We start from the raw sequence: 16621 nt of genomic DNA, 5'->3' as shown, positions 1-16621 counted from the left end.
TATCTTTTTTAAATCCAACTATAAAAATAACGAACGAAGCTCCTTGATTGTTTAACAAATTGAAATATATTTTCGCTTCCTGTAGAAGATTTGTTACCTTTGCATCTATTATGAATAATAATCCGAAAAGTCCGATAATGGACCTTCAACAACAGCAACTCCTCCTACGAATGGAGTATGAATATGAGAAGGAGGAGTTTAAGCGGCAGACCGAAACGATGGGGGTTGCCCGCAAAGTAAAACGCGGTCTTTGCTGGTATCCTGCTTCTCCCGGTCGAAGTTACTACAATTCTCTGAATCAACTTGTAATAGATATTACACGAATCGAAAACAAAGAAATAGAACATTCTTTTGAGTTTGGCCGTCCCGTATGTTTTTTCCGCCAATCATTCGATGGAAAAGTGAAATATATGAATTTCATCGCAACCGTCAGTTATGCGGATGAAGAACGAATGGTCGTTGTTCTTCCCGGAGCAGGTGCACTGCTAGAGCTTCAAACGGACGATGTACTGGGCGTACAACTTTACTTTGACGAGACGTCTTATCGATGTATGTTTGAAGCATTGGAAGATGTACTTCGTGCCAAAGGTAATCGCCTTGCCGAACTACGCGATATTTTATTAGGTACTTCCAAAACCGGATTTCGTGAGTTATATCCAGTTCGTTTTCCATGGCTAAATAGCACGCAGGAGTCAGCTGTCAATAAAGTTTTATGTGCACGAGATGTTGCTATTGTACATGGTCCTCCGGGAACCGGAAAAACGACAACACTTGTTGAAGCTATCTACGAAACGTTGCATCGCGAACCGCAAGTGTTAGTTTGTGCCCAAAGCAATACTGCCGTAGATTGGATCAGTGAGAAATTAGTGGATCGTGGTATACCTGTACTCCGTATTGGTAATCCTACGAGAGTAAATGACAAGATGTTGTCATTTACTTACGAACGCCGTTTTGAGAATCATCCTGCTTACCCCGAACTTTGGGGTATCCGAAAATCTATCCGGGAAATGGGTAGCCGAATGCGACGAGGAAGTTATTCCGAACGGGAAGGCATTCGTAGCCGTATGAGTCGTCTACGCGATCGTGCTACAGAATTGGAGATCCAAATCAATGCTGATCTATTCGACAGTTCACGAGTAATTGCTTCTACTTTAGTCAGTAGTAATCACCGTTTGCTTAATGGGCGACGTTTCCCTACTTTATTTATTGACGAAGCTGCCCAAGCAATCGAAGTTGCTTGTTGGATTGCCATTCGTAAGGCCGACCGGGTTATTCTTGCCGGAGATCATTGCCAACTTCCTCCCACTATCAAGTGTATTGAAGCTGCTCGTGGAGGACTCGCCCATACGTTAATGGAAAAAATAGTAGCACAAAAACCATCTGCCGTCTCTTTACTTAAAGTACAGTATCGGATGCATGAAGACATCATGCGTTTTCCTTCCGAATGGTTTTACCATGGAGAACTGGAGGCTGCTCCTGAAATACGTCATAGAGGAATACTAGACTATGATACTCCCATGAGTTGGATTGACACATCAGAGATGGACTTCCATGAGGAATTTGTAGGAGAAAGTTTCGGAAGAATCAATAAACAAGAAGCCAATCTGTTACTGCAAGAATTGGAAGTGTACATCAACCGGATAGGCAAACAAAGGATCTTAGATGAACGAATAGACTTTGGACTAATTTCTCCATACAAAGCACAGGTTCAATACCTGAGAAGTAGAATCAAGGGAAGTAATTTCCTTCGTCCTTTTCGTAGCCTCCTTACGGTCAATACCGTCGATGGTTTCCAAGGGCAGGAACGGGATGTGGTATTTATCAGCCTAGTACGAGCTAACGAGGATGGACAAATCGGATTTTTGAATGACTTACGACGAATGAATGTCGCCATCACACGAGCACGTATGAAATTAGTCATTTTAGGGGATGCTGCCACGCTGACGCAACACTCGTTCTATAAGAAGTTAATGGAATATATCAAGCTTTCGTCCTCTGATCTGTCTCTAACGAACACTACTGTCCACTAAAAATGGATAAAAGCAGAGATACGCTTAAGTCACTACACTTTCTCTACGATCATGTTTTATACTTCGAATATATTTTTACCTTTAGGAATTACAGAATGATTCGATTAAGAACATAATTTATTATCCTGTTTGTTGTCAATAATATCCATATTTGCAATTTCTGTTTGCATTTATCGTAAAAAACACTTTAATTTGTAATGACTTAAATTAATTATTATGAGAATCGTACAGACCTTTTGGACAGCAAACAAATCGTTATTGGAGAACGGATTTGGATGGCCTCATCCGCAATATCACCTGATGTCATGGGCACTAAGCTGTCTAAGCCTGCGTAAAAACTATGATGATGTATCCTTTTATACAGACAGCAATGGCTATAAAGTCCTCATCAAGTTGTTGAAACTGCCTTATACGGATGTAGTGGTTCAGTATGACGATTTGCCATGTCCACTCTAGCGGTGTCAGTGAAACCGGTGATTTAATGAGGTATTGGGTCAAAACTTTCGAATGTCCTGCTGTTTATAGAAAAAAGTAAAGATAATACAATATAAACGTCCATTCATTAGATAGGTAGATAAGTCGCTCTGTACAATATCTTGTTAACTCGTTAATTTGATTTGGGGCTTTGTGGATATTCATATAATGTACACGAATTTTGTATAAGATTAAAACGAAGATAGTTATGAAAAAGGAATATCTTTTGATTATGTTTTTATTGTTTTTTACGCTTGCATCGTTGTCAGCACAGCGTGTGAACGACCGTTATCCCGCCATTAGCTATTGGGACTTCAAGTATAGAGGTGTCGTAGATTCTGTGGATTGTCGCTACAATCCTAAAAACAATGAACTGTTTCTTTCCGGATTCGACACCGATGGTAAGGGTACATTCTATTTTGCCGGTGGTTGTCCGCTTCGTGTGTCATGTTTTAAGGGTACTACATTGCAATGGCGTCGCAAGGTATCTGACGTTTACACTAAACGCAGTCTATTCCGTCTGCGTGGTGACAGCCTTTATCTTGTGCACGACCAAACGCATGAACTTATCATTCTGAGCAAGAACGGCAAGGGGGATGTACGCCATGTGAAGTTGGCAACGAATGATATAGACGAAGGCGTGATGCACGAGAATTACTTTGTAGTCAGAGATCGAGGTGTAACGGATGAAACCAGAATGACGCATTATTGGGAAAGTCTTCAATTTAAAGTAAGTTTCTTCAATTATCAGGGGGAATTGGCATGGACAGATGAAATGAAGCGTGAGTATAGCATAAAAATGATGAGACCTACACCTTACGAGCCAATGTCCTATAAAGATATGAAGGCAATATATTATAAAGGTATTTTCCGAGACATGCATCTGTTTTTTGGATTCGGGAATAAATTTATTCTAACTAATTTCGGAGATGTTCAATTCTCTCACGCCATTACTGGTGATGTGTATTTTAATGTGTTGCCTTTGAAAGCATTGAATGATGAAATAGACAAAGAGAGTCATTTGCCTTCTCCGGAAGGTGAAGTTCTTCGAGGTACACATTATTACTATGCAGGCTATGAGATGGCAGACAGTCACTTTATGGTGGTTGATATCGATCTCGACAAGCTTTTTCCTAATGCTGTAAATTGGTCAAAAAAATGATATAGTCAATTTGTTAAATTACCATCCATTTAGGATGCGGAGAATCAAAGTCCTTGTTTCTTATTCTATATCAATTCCATTAAACTTACATTAAATGATCTATTATGAAAAAACTTCCTTTATGATGTGACAATTCGTGTGAAGTATCGGATATAAAAGATCCAAAACTTCAAACAGTCTACAATAGCTATCAAAAGAATGACTACTTTATATATCGTCCTTATTTCGGTGAGAAATACGTGAACCAATGACACCATAAAACAAGCGAGCAAGCCTTTTCCAACAACATGCCCGCTTGTTATTTATACAGTGTTAGGATTAATTATTTTCCGGACGAAGCTTACGAACAGTAACAGCAGTCTGCCACATTTCGCTTTCACGTAATTGACGAAGTTCTTCGTTCAGTTTTTCACGATAATCAGGCTGTGAGTTGCTATCGATAGAAATCTGTGCTTCATTACCAGTCTTTACACTGTGATACAGTTTTTCAACTACCGGTTTGATAGCATCGTGGAACGGGCCCATCCAGTCAAGAGCACCACGCTGAGCAGTAGTAGAACAGTTTGCATACATCCAATCCATACCGTTCTTTGCAAACAATGGCATCAATGACTGAGTCAATTCTTCTACTGTTTCGTTGAATGCTTCAGAAGGAGTGTGACCATTTTCACGTAATACTTCGTATTGTGCCAACAGTAATCCTTGGATAGCTCCCATTAAAGAACCACGCTCCCCTGTTAAGTCAGAAGTAGCTTCACGAACAAAAGTAGTTTCAAACAAATATCCCGAACCGATACCGATACCTAATGCAATCGTTCTGTCCATAGCTTTACCAGTGGCATCCTGATAGATAGCGTAAGAAGAGTTTAATCCACGACCTTCAAGGAACATAGTGCGCAATGAAGTACCGGAACCCTTAGGAGCCACCATAATTACATCAATGTCTTTAGGAGGAACTACACCTGTGCGGTCACTCCAGGTAATAGCAAAACCATGAGAGAAATAAAGTGCTTTACCCGGAGTCAGGTAAGGTTTGATAGTCGGCCATACAGACATAACAGCTGCATCAGACAACAGACACATGATAATTGTACCTTTATCACAAGCCTCTTCAATGCTGAACAAAGTCTCACCCGGAACCCATCCGTCTGCAACTGCCTTTTCGTATGTTTTTCCTTGACGCTGACCTACAATTACGTTGAAACCATTGTCACGCAGATTCAATGCCTGACCAGGACCTTGTACACCATAACCGATTACAGCAATTGTTTCATTTTTCAATACTTCACGAGCCTTTTCCAAAGGAAATTCTTCACGGGTTACTACATTTTCTGTAACACCGCCAAAATTCAACTGTGCCATTTTCTTTTTCAATTTTTAAGCTCCCTTTATCCTCCACAAAGAGATAAGCAAGAGCGAGTTATTAATAATTATAATCTTTCTAAAATCCTACTGTCCAACCTATATTAAATTGGAAGATGTTATTACACCTCTTTCCGGAAGCGGACCATTCTTCAGGATACTCCTTCATCTCAATCTTTTATTTAAATACTACCTTCGAACGGCAAACAACCTCGTTACCATGTTTTCTCACTTCTACATGAAACTCATTTTCATTCGCTTCATCACAAAAGAAAGTAAGTGTATCTCCATAATAACTTTCCGCCACATACGCCATTTCAAAACGACGAATACGTTTGGTCTTATATAGTTCAATTGGAAACAAGTCCAAAATATGTTCGATATAGCGAATACTGTTTACATGACCATTTATATCAATATCACTGTATTTAGCCATTATTGTGGCCGATGGCTCAGTTGAAGTCACCTTAATACGCGAAGGTTTTTCTATCGGACATGGTTCATCGCACACATAGTCTACGATACTCCCTCCATGCAATGCCAACAAATCAGCTGGCTTACGAGTATTCAGATTAATCATCGCCCATACGGAACGAGCATAACCGATTTTCTTTCCGTCCTTATTGATGACAGCGAAATTACGATCCGTAAACAGACGATAGACATTCTCTACCCACGTCTGAACCGTAAACTCTTCATACTGATACGGCATCTCATCCAACTCGATAGCCAAACGCGAAAGTACCCATGTATAATTATCCTCATTCAATGTGGCAATTCCGAATCCCCGATCACTAGCATGGAAACCTGCACAATTCAACAAATGATTTCCCAATACTCCCATTGTCAGACGACCGTTGAAATCTACATGGAAAGGTTCTGCTACAAACTTATAAGTACCTATTTTGTTTTCTCCGTTCATTATTCTTGTTGTTTCTTGCTTTGGTTATACTTTGCTTCCTGTCCATCCAGAAATTCATTTACCCGTTCGAAACAACTTGTCGTAATAGCCACACGACCGGAACGGACAAATTGCAAAACACAATCCAAAGCACGTAACTCACCATAGAGGGAAGTAATCTCTTCACTCATACCATTTTTCTCTACAATAGAGAAAACCGGATTCACTTCCACAATACGTGCATTGTACTTGCGAATAAGTTTCGATGCTTCCGTATTCTCTTGAAAAGCAGGAGTCGATACTTTATACAAAGCTATTTCATGAAAATAGATTTCATCTTCGGTAAAGTAATGAGCCTGAATAACATCAATCTTCTTTTCAATCTGTTTCACCACTTTCTCAATAGTATCCTTATCTGTCCAAGCTGTAATCGTGTATTTATGTACCCCTTTTATTGAAGAAGCAGAAACATTCAGACTCTCAATATTTATCTGTCGACGAGTAAATACAGCTGTTACCTGATTCAGTAATCCGGCTATATTTTCGGAATGAACTATAATCGTATATAATGTTTTATCCATAACTTTTTAAATCTTCATTCTTCATTTATTTTCAGCATTCCAATAGCATCTGGTTTACCGAACCACCCGGAGGGGTCATTGGCAATACATTTCCTTCTTCCACCACACAAGCTTCTAGTAAGAAAGGACCATCGGTCGCAAGCATTTCGTTGATAGCTCCCTTTAATTCCTCACGAGTGAAAATCCGTCTGGAAGGAATATCATAAGCAGATGCAATCTTCATATAATCAGGATTCAACATCGGTGTAAAAGAATAACGGCGATTAAAGAACATCGCTTGCCATTGGCGTACATTACCCAGATAGTTATTATTCAAACAGATCATTTTTACTGGAGCCTTTTGTTCCATTATGGTTCCAAATTCCTGAATATTCATCTGAAGTCCTCCGTCTCCCATAAATACACATACGGTACGGTCAGGACAGCCGAATGTAGCTCCAATAGCTGCCGGAAGCCCAAATCCCATGGTTCCAAGTCCTCCCGAAGTTACTATACTCCGTTCTTTAGTATACTTAAAGTAACGAGCAGAGATCATTTGGTTCTGGCCGACATCAGTTACCAGAATTGCCTCATGTCGGGTAGCATCACTAACTGCACGTACTACCTCACCCATACTTAATGATCCAGTAGGGGGATTAAGTTCCAAGCGGATAACCTTTTCTTCCTCAATCTGCTCATATTCTTTAAAGCTGTCAATCCATGCAGTATGTTGTTTCTTTTTCAGCAAATTGGTTACAGCTACCAATGTCTCTTTACAATCTCCCAATACAGCCACATCCACTTTCACATTTTTATTTACTTCCGCCGGATCAATATCGAAATGAATAACTTTTGCCTGTTTCGCATAAGTAGCAAGGTTTCCTGTAACACGATCGTCAAAGCGCATACCAACAGCAATCAATACATCGCACTTATTGGTATTAATATTCGGACCTAAATTTCCATGCATACCCAACATACCTTTATTCAAAGGATGATCGGTAGGTAAAGCAGAAAGTCCAAGTAAAGTACATCCGGCAGGCATATCTGCTTTTTCAATAAAAGTACGTAGTTCTTGTTGGGCATTACCCAATTCTACTCCTTGACCTACCAATACTAGCGGACGTTGAGCGTTATTAATAAGTTCTGCAGCTTCTTTTACAGAATCCTCATGAGTGTCGGGAACCGGAACGTAGCTACGGATAAAATCTTCATTCGTAGGTTCATATTTCGTTTTTTCAACTTGCGCATTCTTAGCAAAGTCCAATACTACCGGACCGGGACGACCACTACGCGCAATATAAAAAGCACGTGCTATTGCCCACGCTACGTCTTCCGCACGACGAATCTGATAGCTCCATTTAGCAATAGGTTGGGTAATACCTACCAAATCTACTTCCTGAAAAGCATCTGTTCCCAAAAATCCTGTTCCAACCTGTCCTGCTATTACAACAATCGGCGTACTGTCGATCATTGCATCCGCAATACCAGTTATGGTATTAGTTGCACCAGGTCCACTGGTTACCAAGCAAACGCCTACTTTTCCCGATACGCGGGCAAAACCTTGCGCTGCATGTGCAGCTCCCTGTTCATGACGAACTAATATATGATTTAAATTCTTTCGATGATCGTACAAAGCATCGAATACCGGCATTATAGAACCTCCCGGATAACCAAAGATAGTATCTACCCCCTGATATTCTAAGGAACGCATCAACGCCTCCGCACCTGTTATTAAGTCTTTACTCATAATAATATAATGTAGTAGCATACCAGCCAATCATTAATTGGCAAATGCACTTATTCTTTTAATTATTCTCAATCGATTAATCTCACCGCTCCTTTATCGGCAGAGCTTACCATACTGGCATATGCTTTCAGACTCTTCGGCACATAGCGATCGCGAGTGACAGGAGTCATCGGGCGGGCAGCCAGTTCTTCATCTGTCAGTCGCACGTTAATCGTTCGGGCAGGAATGTCGATTTCAATAATATCTCCATCCACTATTTTTCCAATATTACCTCCGGCAGCTGCTTCAGGAGAAATATGTCCGATACTCAGTCCGGAAGTTCCACCGCTGAAACGTCCGTCAGTGATCAAGGCACATTCTTTTCCTAAGTGACGGGATTTGATATAAGAAGTCGGGTAAAGCATTTCCTGCATACCGGGACCACCCTTCGGACCTTCGTGCGTGATGACGACAACGTCGCCGCTGACGACTCGTCCACTTAGGATACCTTCGCAAGCAGCATCCTGCGAGTCAAAAACTTTTGCGGGTCCTGTAAACTTCCAGATACTTTCATCTACTCCCGCGGTTTTTACTACACAACCGTCCTGAGCAATGTTTCCTTTCAGTACCGCCAATCCTCCGTCTTTGCTATAAGCATGTTCAATATCACGAATACAACCGTTGGCACGATCTTTATCCAATTCCTTATAATATGTATCCTGTGAGCCCAGAACCAAGTTAAACTTATTTCCTGCCGCACTCGAATATTTCTTAATTGCTTTTTCGTTTACATTCGAACTCATGATGGAGTATTCATCAATAGCTTCCGCCAAAGACATTCCATCTACACGACAAACTGAAGTATCCACTAAACCTCCTTTTGCCAGTTCATCCATAATAGCAATGATACCACCGGCACGATTCACATCCTGGATATGGTATTTCTGAGTATTCGGAGCTACCTTACATAAACAAGGAGTTTTGCGAGATAACATATCAATATCATCCATAGTGAAATTTACACCAGCTTCGTGAGCTACTGCCAATAAGTGAAGAACTGTATTGGTTGAACCACCCATCGCAATGTCCAATGTCATTGCATTCAAGAAAGCCTGCCGAGTTGCAATGCTGCGTGGAAGTACACTTTCATCCCCCTCTTCATAATATTTCATTGCATTCTCCACGATCAACTTTGCCGCGTCTTTGAAAAGCTCAGTACGATTCTCATGAGTGGCAACAATCGTCCCATTACCCGGCAATGCCAGGCCAATTGCTTCATTCAGGCAGTTCATGGAGTTAGCCGTAAACATTCCCGAACAAGAACCGCAAGTCGGGCAAGCACTTTGTTCAATCTGTTCCACTACCTCATCACTTACACTTGAATCTGCCGACTTAATCATTGCATCAATTAAGTCCAAATGCTGCCCTTTCCATTCACCGGCTTCCATCGGACCACCGGAAACGAATACCGTAGGAATATTCAGTCTCATAGCTGCCATCAACATTCCCGGAGTTATCTTATCACAGTTGCTGATACATACCATAGCATCCGCTTTGTGTGCATTGACCATATATTCTACGCTATCAGCAATAATATCACGTGAAGGAAGTGAATAAAGCATACCATCATGCCCCATAGCGATACCATCATCAATGGCTATTGTATTGAATTCCGCAGCAAAACATCCTAGCTTCTCAATTTCAGTTTTCACATACTGACCGATCTCATGCAGATGCACGTGTCCCGGAACAAACTGTGTAAATGAATTAACGATAGCTATAATAGGCTTCCCCATCTGACTTTTCTTCATGCCATTGGCTGCCCATAATGCACGGGCTCCTGCCATGCGGCGTCCCTGCGTACTAAACGAACTGCGTAATTGCTTTTTCATTTCAATATTTCTTTTAATTAAAAAGCCTTCCTCACAATAGTGAGAAAGGCTCCAAATTTTATCTTTTATAGTACGAATACATACATAAAACCTTTCTCACGCTCTTGATGGGACCACCACGACGCGAATAATATGCAGAACTGCTAGGTTAATAGATGTATGTAACATATTCATAACTTCTTTTCATTTTCGTGATGCAAAGGTAAGGGCTTTTTTCTTACCACCAAACAAATCGAATAAAAAAAACACAAAAAAGCGAATAATCGTAAGAAAAGCACGAATATAAGTCCTATTTTATCACTTAAAGATTGAATTCCCGCTATTAATCACAAGAATATATAAGTGTTCGTTTTTAACATTTCGCTTAATAATCTGAAATTTACTACCTTTGCATCCGGTTCAACCAAATAAAGTACGTATCTTTGTTCTTTCGGAATACCGGAATTTATTAATCAGAAATAAAAAATTAAATGGAAACAGCAGAAAACAAGTACATTACCGTTGCATACAAACTATATACAATGGAAGACGGAGAAAAAGAATTGTTCGAAGAAGCTAAAGCAGAACATCCTTTCCAATTTATCTCCGGGCTAGGCGCAACACTTGAGGACTTTGAAAACCAGGTAACCGGCCTTTCGACAGGTGATAAATTCAATTTTACCATTCCTGCCGAAAAAGCTTATGGCGAGTACGATGAGCAACACGTTATCGATCTTCCTAAAAACATCTTCGAAATTGATGGTAAGTTTGACAACGAACGTGTAAAAGAAGGGAATATTGTGCCTTTGATGACTTCAGAAGGACAACGTGTAAACGCTAGCGTAGTAGAAATCAAACCCGATGTAGTGGTTGTAGACCTTAACCACCCACTAGCTGGTGCTGCTTTGATCTTCGAAGGTGAAGTAATCGAAAGCCGTCCTGCTACTAACGAAGAAATTCAAGAATTAATAAAGTCCATGAGCGGCGAAGGTGGCTGCGGATGCGATAGCTGTGGCGGTGGTTGTGGCGACCATGAATGTGGTGACGACTGTGGTTGCGAAGGCGGACATTGCCATTAAGCAAAGAAGAAGATAAAAGAAGTATAAAGGGGATGTGTAAAACCTCCCCTTTCAACGAAATCACCCTCGCCACAAATAGTTGTAGCAAGGGTGATTTTAAATTTATGAGAGTTTCAACACGCTCTCTTCTTCATTTTACGCAGAACTTAATAATACTAATCATACTGAAAAGCCATGAAACAAAACATTTTCTTCTACCTCATTATACTATTGTCCGTCTCCTGCCATTTATCAGCGGCTCACCAACCCGAATTCTCGACAGCCGGATTTTATCAATTGAAAAATACAGGTCGTGAAGTATTTTCCATGAACCCAGCATGGCGCTTCCACAAAGGTACAGTTACAGGAGCAGAGGCTCCGGACTTTAATGATGAAAAATGGCCTGTTGTTTCTTTGCCCAATGGCATTGAATATTTGCCAACTGAGGCTAGCGGTTGTATCAATTACCAAGGTGAAGTTTGGTATCGCAAGCATTTTACCCCTAACAAGACATGGAAAGGCAAAAAGCTCTTCCTACATTTTGAAGCAATCATGGGGAAAAGTAAAGTCTTTGTCAATGGTAAACTACTTACCGAGCATTTCGGTGGTTATCTTCCTATAATAGTCGATGTTACCAACGCTCTGAACTGGGATACAGATAATGTTGTCGCTGTATGGGCCGACAACAGTAATGATCCCTATTATCCTCCCGGAAAAGCACAAGATGTATTAGATTATACTTATTTCGGTGGTATCTACCGCGACTGCTGGCTCATCGCCCATAATCAGATCTTTATCACTGACCCCAATTTTGAGAACGAAACAGCCGGAGGAGGTCTTTTCATTGCTTATGATAAGGTATCGGATACTTCTGCCGAAATCTTACTCAGCACACAAGTACGTAATGACAGCCAAAAGAAATTCAACGGAGTAGTGGAATACGAACTACAGCAGCCGAATGGGCAACAGGTTGCTTTCCTTAATGACAAAATTCAAATTCTTCCCGGCAAAGCCGTAACGTCCAAAGATAAAGTCACAGTCAAAACTCCCATGCTCTGGAGTCCGGAAACACCTACTTTATATAATCTGTTTGTCCGTATCCGCGACCATAATGGTAAAGTAGTAGATGGATATCGCCGCCGTATAGGTATTCGCAGTATTGAATTTAGAGGGAAAGACGGTTTCTGGCTCAACGGAAAGCCTTATGAAAGTCCTCTGATAGGTGCTAACCGCCACCAGGACTTTGCCGTAGTAGGTAATGCTGTACCTAACAGCATTCATTGGCGTGATGCCAAGAAATTACGAGATGCCGGACTGAAGGTTATCCGTAATGCACATTGTCCGCAAGATCCGGCTTTTATGGATGCCTGTGATGAACTAGGATTATTTGTTATTGTCAATACGCCGGGTTGGCAGTTTTGGAATGACGCCCCTATATTTGCAGAACGCGTCTATAATGATATCCGAAATTTAGTACGCAGGGACCGTAACCATCCTTGTGTATGGCTATGGGAGCCCATTTTAAATGAAACTTGGTATCCGGCAGACTTCGCCAAAAATACACTGGACGTAGTCAATCAAGAATATCCTTATCCGTATTGCTATTCCGGTTGCGACAGCGAAGCTAGGGGACATGAAGTCTATCCGGTGCTTTTTACTCATCCTGCCAATGCAGACAAGAAATGGGCTATTAAAAACTTAGATCCGAAAATCACCTATTTTACTCGTGAATGGGGAGACAATGTAGACGACTGGAACGCACATAACTCCCCAAGTCGTGTAGCACGTAATTGGGGAGAACAAGCTATGCTTATCCAAGCACAGCATTATGCTGCTCCCAGCTATCCATATACTTGTTATGATGTACTCTACCGCACCCCACGCCAACATGTCGGTGGTTGTCTTTGGCATTCCTTTGATCACCAACGTGGTTATCATCCCGACCCGTTTTACGGCGGATTGATGGATGTATTCCGCCAACCTAAATATTCTTATTATATGTTTAAGGCGCAACGCTCACCCGAAAAGCAAGACTGTCTATTTGAAACCGGCCCAATGATTTACATCGCTCATGAAATGACTCCATTCTCCCCCAAAGATGTTACTGTCTTTTCTAATTGCGACGAAGTGAGGCTCACCTATAATAAAGATGGGAAAACATGGACTTATCATAAACCAGCTAACCAGGAAGGATTACCTTCACCCATCATTACATTTAAAGATGTATATGATTTTATGATAAATAAAGAAATGTCTATGGAAAAAAAGCAGCAAGACAACGTATTTTTACTGGCCGAAGGAATCATAGACGGCAAAGTAGTTGCCACACACAAAGTATGTCCAAGCCTCCGTCCTTCCAAACTATTACTTTGGATAGATAACGAGGGAACAGACTTAAAAGCTGATGGTTCTGACTTCGTAACGGTAGTAGCTGCTATAGCGGATAATAATGGCAATATCAAACATCTCAACAACGATTATATAAAATTTCATGTAGAAGGCGAAGGAAGGATACTGGGAGGAGCAAATGTCCTCGCCAATCCGGCTCCGGTTAAATGGGGAACAGCTCCTGTGCTGATACAATCCACACTAAAACCTGGAAAAATAAAAGTAACAGCCAGCGTATTGTTTGAAGGTTCGCAAATGCCAGCTAGTGCGGTAATTGAATTAGAAAGTAAGCCTACTGTTCTTCCAATGATTTATGCAGAAAAAGAAGCTGCTTTAATTCCAATGGAAAATGATTCTTTTTTCGGGGAATCAGTTGCCAAGTCGGCAAAAGAACTGGAGCAAGAACGCCTGCTAAAAGAACAAAATGCACAAAAGCTAAAAGAGGTGGAACAACAGCAAGCTGATTTTGGTGAGAAAAAATAACGGTCCATCAACAAAGAGGACAGACATTGAGTCATTTGCACAATCGTTTGCCCTCTTTTTAGTAATATCAACACCCCTTGTGTGTCATAATATCAAGAACCATTTTATCCGTTTCATTCATCGCTTGCGAACCAATTCGAGTCAAGTTACGAATACTTTGATCTACATCTTCGTCAATAATTCCTTCAACAGAAGTAACATAACGGTTTTCCATTGCCATCATAGCGGATAATACAGCAGTTGATACTCCCGTAGTTACTTTTAGAGCACAACTAGGTTTTGCTCCGTCACAAATCATACCAGTCAAGTTAGCGATCATGTTTTGAACGGCAAAAGCAACCTGATTATAATTACCTCCCATCAGCCAGGTAATTCCACAACTGGAACCTGTAGCAGCTACAACACAACCACATAAAGCGGACAGACGCCCAAGACTTTGCTTGATATAGATAACAGTAAGATGACTTAATATTAAAGCACGAATTAATTCTTCTTCTGTCTTATGGTTCTCTTCGGCAAAGATTACAACAGGAAGAGTGGCAGAAATTCCTTGGTTACCACTGCCGGAGTTACTCATAACCGGAATCATTGCACCTGCCATTCGGGCGTCACAAGCACCGGAAGTATAGGAAAGAATATGAGAGAAAATACTATCTCCCATCACTTTATGTTCATATGTTCCGCGAAGCATTTTTCCCAAAGAGTGTCCATAATTACCGGCAAAAGACTGTTCGGCGGCAGCTTTATTCAAACGGGCAGTATCAAGAATAAAACGGATTTCATCCAGAGGAGCTGTCAAAGCAAAATCATAGACTTTACGTAGATTTAACTCTAGCAATTCTTCTTCATCCTCTTCATTGGTTATTTGCCGTTTGTCGAGCAGAGTTTTATTGTCGGTTGCTATATAAACAAAGGTAGTATGACCTCCCGCAATGACGGCTTTCGCTATTCTATCAGCTGCCTTACAAATGACTTCTATATATAATTTCTCAGTAATATCCTCTTTCAAAGAAATACAAATCCGCTTTTCCCCAATAAACTGTTTTCCCTGCTCTACAGCTTCCGGAGTGCAATCCTTTAAAACTTCCAGCTGATATTCCGATTTTCCGATCAAAGCTCCTAAAGCAATTGCTATCGGAAGTCCGACCATGTCTGTTCCGGGAATACCGACTCCCATTGCATTCTTTAATATATTAGCACTTAACAGTACCTCGACTTTTTCAGGCTGCACTCCTAAAGTTTCAGCAGCCTTGGCAACACAAAGTGCTACAGCGATTGGTTCAGTACAGCCTATTGCCGGAACGACTTCTCTTTTTATTAAACCGATGATTTGTTTCCTTTCTGATTCAATCATAAATAACATAGATTTAGTTCCCACAAAAGTAGGAAAACTTTTCTACTGATCATCTTATATTGAACAAATAAAATATCATATTGTTATAAAACACTTGAAGTAGTAATATGTATAAGCAAATTTAATGAAGAAAATGAGAGCAAAACACGTAATTATCTATACGTTGTCAATAATCCTCTCCACTGCATGTATCCGCAATGAGGCCCCAAACGCAGAAGCTGATATATTAACTTGCAGTTTACCGGGAGTCATCATGACGACTAGTCCTATCATAAATAATAATTCCATCATTCTCTTTGTTGGTCCGGGAACTGACCTATCAGCCCTTGCACCGGAATTCACTCTTACACCGGGTGCAAGCATCACCCCCGTCGGAGGAACAGAACGCAACTTCGAATCGCCCCAGAAATACACAGTAACTGCTGCTGATGGCTTTTGGAAGAAACTTTATACAGTATCTGTTATCGATACGGAATTAGCAACCAACTATAATTTTGAGGATACGCTTGGTGGACAGAAATATTACATTTTTGTAGAGCGGGAAGCAGGGAAAGTAATTATGCAATGGGCAAGTGGGAATGCCGGCTATGCTTTGACCGGAGTTGCCAAAACGGCCGACGATTACCCAACCTTCCAGACAACAGATGGTTGTGAAGGCAAATGTTTATCACTCGTTACCCGCAGTACCGGATTCTTCGGACAAATGGTGGGAATGCCCATCGCAGCAGGTAATCTCTTTATCGGTTCTTTTGACGTAAACAACGCTATGACCAATCCATTGAAAGCGACTAAGTTCGGTCTTCCTTTCAGACATGTTCCTACTTATCTGGCAGGTTATTATAAGTATAAAGCGGGAAATCAATTTACCGAAGGTGGGAAACCGGTCAATGGCAAACGAGATATATGTGATATATATGCTATCATGTACGAGACCAGTGAAACAGTTTCCACTCTTGACGGAACCAATGCGTTCACAAGTCCGAATCTGGTATCAATGGCACGTATCAATGACGCTAAGGAGACTGACGAATGGACTTACTTCAAACTTCCGTTCACTACCCTTCCTGGAAAGTTTATTGACAAAGAGAAGCTCCAAGAAGGAAAATATAACATATCTATTGTCTTCTCTTCCAGCCTTGAAGGAGATCATTTCAATGGAGCAGTCGGCAGTAACCTGCAAATTGATGAGGCTGAACTGATTTATCATTCGGAGAATTAAAACAGCAAACAGAATACTCATTCTAACAAT

The 16621-nt window shown here is 40.9% G+C and carries 12 protein-coding genes; 6 read left to right on the top strand and 6 right to left on the bottom strand.

Annotation, left to right across the window (positions count from 1 at the left end; genetic code table 11):
* The first annotated feature begins 47 nt into the window (after positions 1–47).
* The 3 genes from CZ225_RS05505 (at position 48) to CZ225_RS05495 (ending at position 3666) form a co-directional block, all read left to right on the top strand.
* Positions 48–2030, top strand: coding sequence for an AAA domain-containing protein (locus tag CZ225_RS05505; RefSeq protein ID WP_129585746.1), 1983 nt, complete (start codon positions 48–50; stop codon positions 2028–2030).
* A 216-nt stretch (positions 2031–2246) separates the two neighbouring features.
* A complete protein-coding gene (locus tag CZ225_RS05500; protein ID WP_077153278.1) occupies positions 2247–2486 on the top strand; it encodes a DUF6734 family protein in 240 nt (79 codons plus the stop codon).
* Between the two features lie 226 nt (positions 2487–2712).
* Complete coding sequence (locus CZ225_RS05495; protein WP_077153277.1) at positions 2713–3666, top strand: hypothetical protein; 954 nt, start codon at positions 2713–2715, stop codon at positions 3664–3666.
* A gap of 318 nt (positions 3667–3984) precedes the next feature.
* Here CZ225_RS05495 and ilvC read toward each other — a convergent pair whose 3' ends face one another.
* The 5 genes from ilvC to ilvD all read right to left on the bottom strand — a co-directional run bounded on the left by ilvC (position 3985) and on the right by ilvD (position 10110).
* Positions 3985–5028, bottom strand: coding sequence for a ketol-acid reductoisomerase (gene ilvC / locus CZ225_RS05490; RefSeq protein WP_077153276.1), 1044 nt, complete (start codon positions 5026–5028; stop codon positions 3985–3987).
* A 178-nt stretch (positions 5029–5206) separates the two neighbouring features.
* A complete protein-coding gene (locus CZ225_RS05485; RefSeq protein WP_077153275.1) occupies positions 5207–5950 on the bottom strand; it encodes an acyl-[acyl-carrier-protein] thioesterase in 744 nt (247 codons plus the stop codon).
* Entirely contained in the window at positions 5950–6510 is a 561-nt protein-coding gene (gene ilvN / locus CZ225_RS05480) for an acetolactate synthase small subunit (RefSeq protein WP_077153274.1), read from the bottom strand. The genes CZ225_RS05485 and ilvN overlap by 1 nt, the downstream gene beginning before the upstream one ends.
* 31 nt (positions 6511–6541) lie before the next feature.
* A complete protein-coding gene (gene ilvB / locus CZ225_RS05475) occupies positions 6542–8239 on the bottom strand; it encodes a biosynthetic-type acetolactate synthase large subunit (RefSeq protein ID WP_077155710.1) in 1698 nt (565 codons plus the stop codon).
* Positions 8240–8307: 68 nt separating this feature from the next.
* On the bottom strand, positions 8308–10110 hold the full coding sequence (gene ilvD, locus CZ225_RS05470) for a dihydroxy-acid dehydratase (RefSeq protein ID WP_077153273.1): 1803 nt from the start codon (positions 10108–10110) through the stop codon (positions 8308–8310).
* Between the two features lie 470 nt (positions 10111–10580).
* Here ilvD and CZ225_RS05465 point away from each other — a divergent pair, with 470 nt between their 5' ends.
* Positions 10581–11168, top strand: coding sequence for an FKBP-type peptidyl-prolyl cis-trans isomerase (locus tag CZ225_RS05465; protein WP_077153272.1), 588 nt, complete (start codon positions 10581–10583; stop codon positions 11166–11168).
* Positions 11169–11342: 174 nt separating this feature from the next.
* Positions 11343–14018, top strand: coding sequence for a glycoside hydrolase family 2 TIM barrel-domain containing protein (locus CZ225_RS05460; RefSeq protein WP_077153271.1), 2676 nt, complete (start codon positions 11343–11345; stop codon positions 14016–14018).
* 67 nt (positions 14019–14085) lie between these two features.
* Here CZ225_RS05460 and CZ225_RS05455 read toward each other — a convergent pair whose 3' ends face one another.
* Positions 14086–15372 (bottom strand): L-cysteine desulfidase family protein, encoded by a 1287-nt coding sequence (locus CZ225_RS05455; protein WP_077155709.1) that lies wholly within the window; start codon positions 15370–15372, stop codon positions 14086–14088.
* Positions 15373–15505: 133 nt separating this feature from the next.
* Here CZ225_RS05455 and CZ225_RS05450 point away from each other — a divergent pair, with 133 nt between their 5' ends.
* Entirely contained in the window at positions 15506–16591 is a 1086-nt protein-coding gene (locus CZ225_RS05450) for a PCMD domain-containing protein (RefSeq protein WP_077155708.1), read from the top strand.
* The last annotated feature ends 30 nt before the right edge of the window (positions 16592–16621 follow it).

Origin of the sequence: Bacteroides bouchesdurhonensis, from assembly GCF_900155865.1 — a bacterium.
Classification (GTDB): Bacteria; Bacteroidota; Bacteroidia; order Bacteroidales; family Bacteroidaceae; genus Bacteroides; species Bacteroides bouchesdurhonensis.
This window is presented reverse-complemented; position numbering and strand designations above follow the sequence as displayed.

Coding starts and splice junctions, on each gene's coding strand:
- CZ225_RS05460 (WP_077153271.1), top strand. CDS start 11,343: ATGAAACAAAACATTTTCTTCTACCTCATTATACTATTGTCCGTCTCC.
- CZ225_RS05500 (WP_077153278.1), top strand. CDS start 2,247: ATGAGAATCGTACAGACCTTTTGGACAGCAAACAAATCGTTATTGGAG.
- ilvN (WP_077153274.1), bottom strand. CDS start 6,510: ATGGATAAAACATTATATACGATTATAGTTCATTCCGAAAATATAGCC.
- CZ225_RS05455 (WP_077155709.1), bottom strand. CDS start 15,372: ATGATTGAATCAGAAAGGAAACAAATCATCGGTTTAATAAAAAGAGAA.
- ilvD (WP_077153273.1), bottom strand. CDS start 10,110: ATGAAAAAGCAATTACGCAGTTCGTTTAGTACGCAGGGACGCCGCATG.
- CZ225_RS05485 (WP_077153275.1), bottom strand. CDS start 5,950: ATGAACGGAGAAAACAAAATAGGTACTTATAAGTTTGTAGCAGAACCT.
- CZ225_RS05465 (WP_077153272.1), top strand. CDS start 10,581: ATGGAAACAGCAGAAAACAAGTACATTACCGTTGCATACAAACTATAT.
- CZ225_RS05450 (WP_077155708.1), top strand. CDS start 15,506: ATGAGAGCAAAACACGTAATTATCTATACGTTGTCAATAATCCTCTCC.
- CZ225_RS05495 (WP_077153277.1), top strand. CDS start 2,713: ATGAAAAAGGAATATCTTTTGATTATGTTTTTATTGTTTTTTACGCTT.
- ilvB (WP_077155710.1), bottom strand. CDS start 8,239: ATGAGTAAAGACTTAATAACAGGTGCGGAGGCGTTGATGCGTTCCTTA.
- ilvC (WP_077153276.1), bottom strand. CDS start 5,028: ATGGCACAGTTGAATTTTGGCGGTGTTACAGAAAATGTAGTAACCCGT.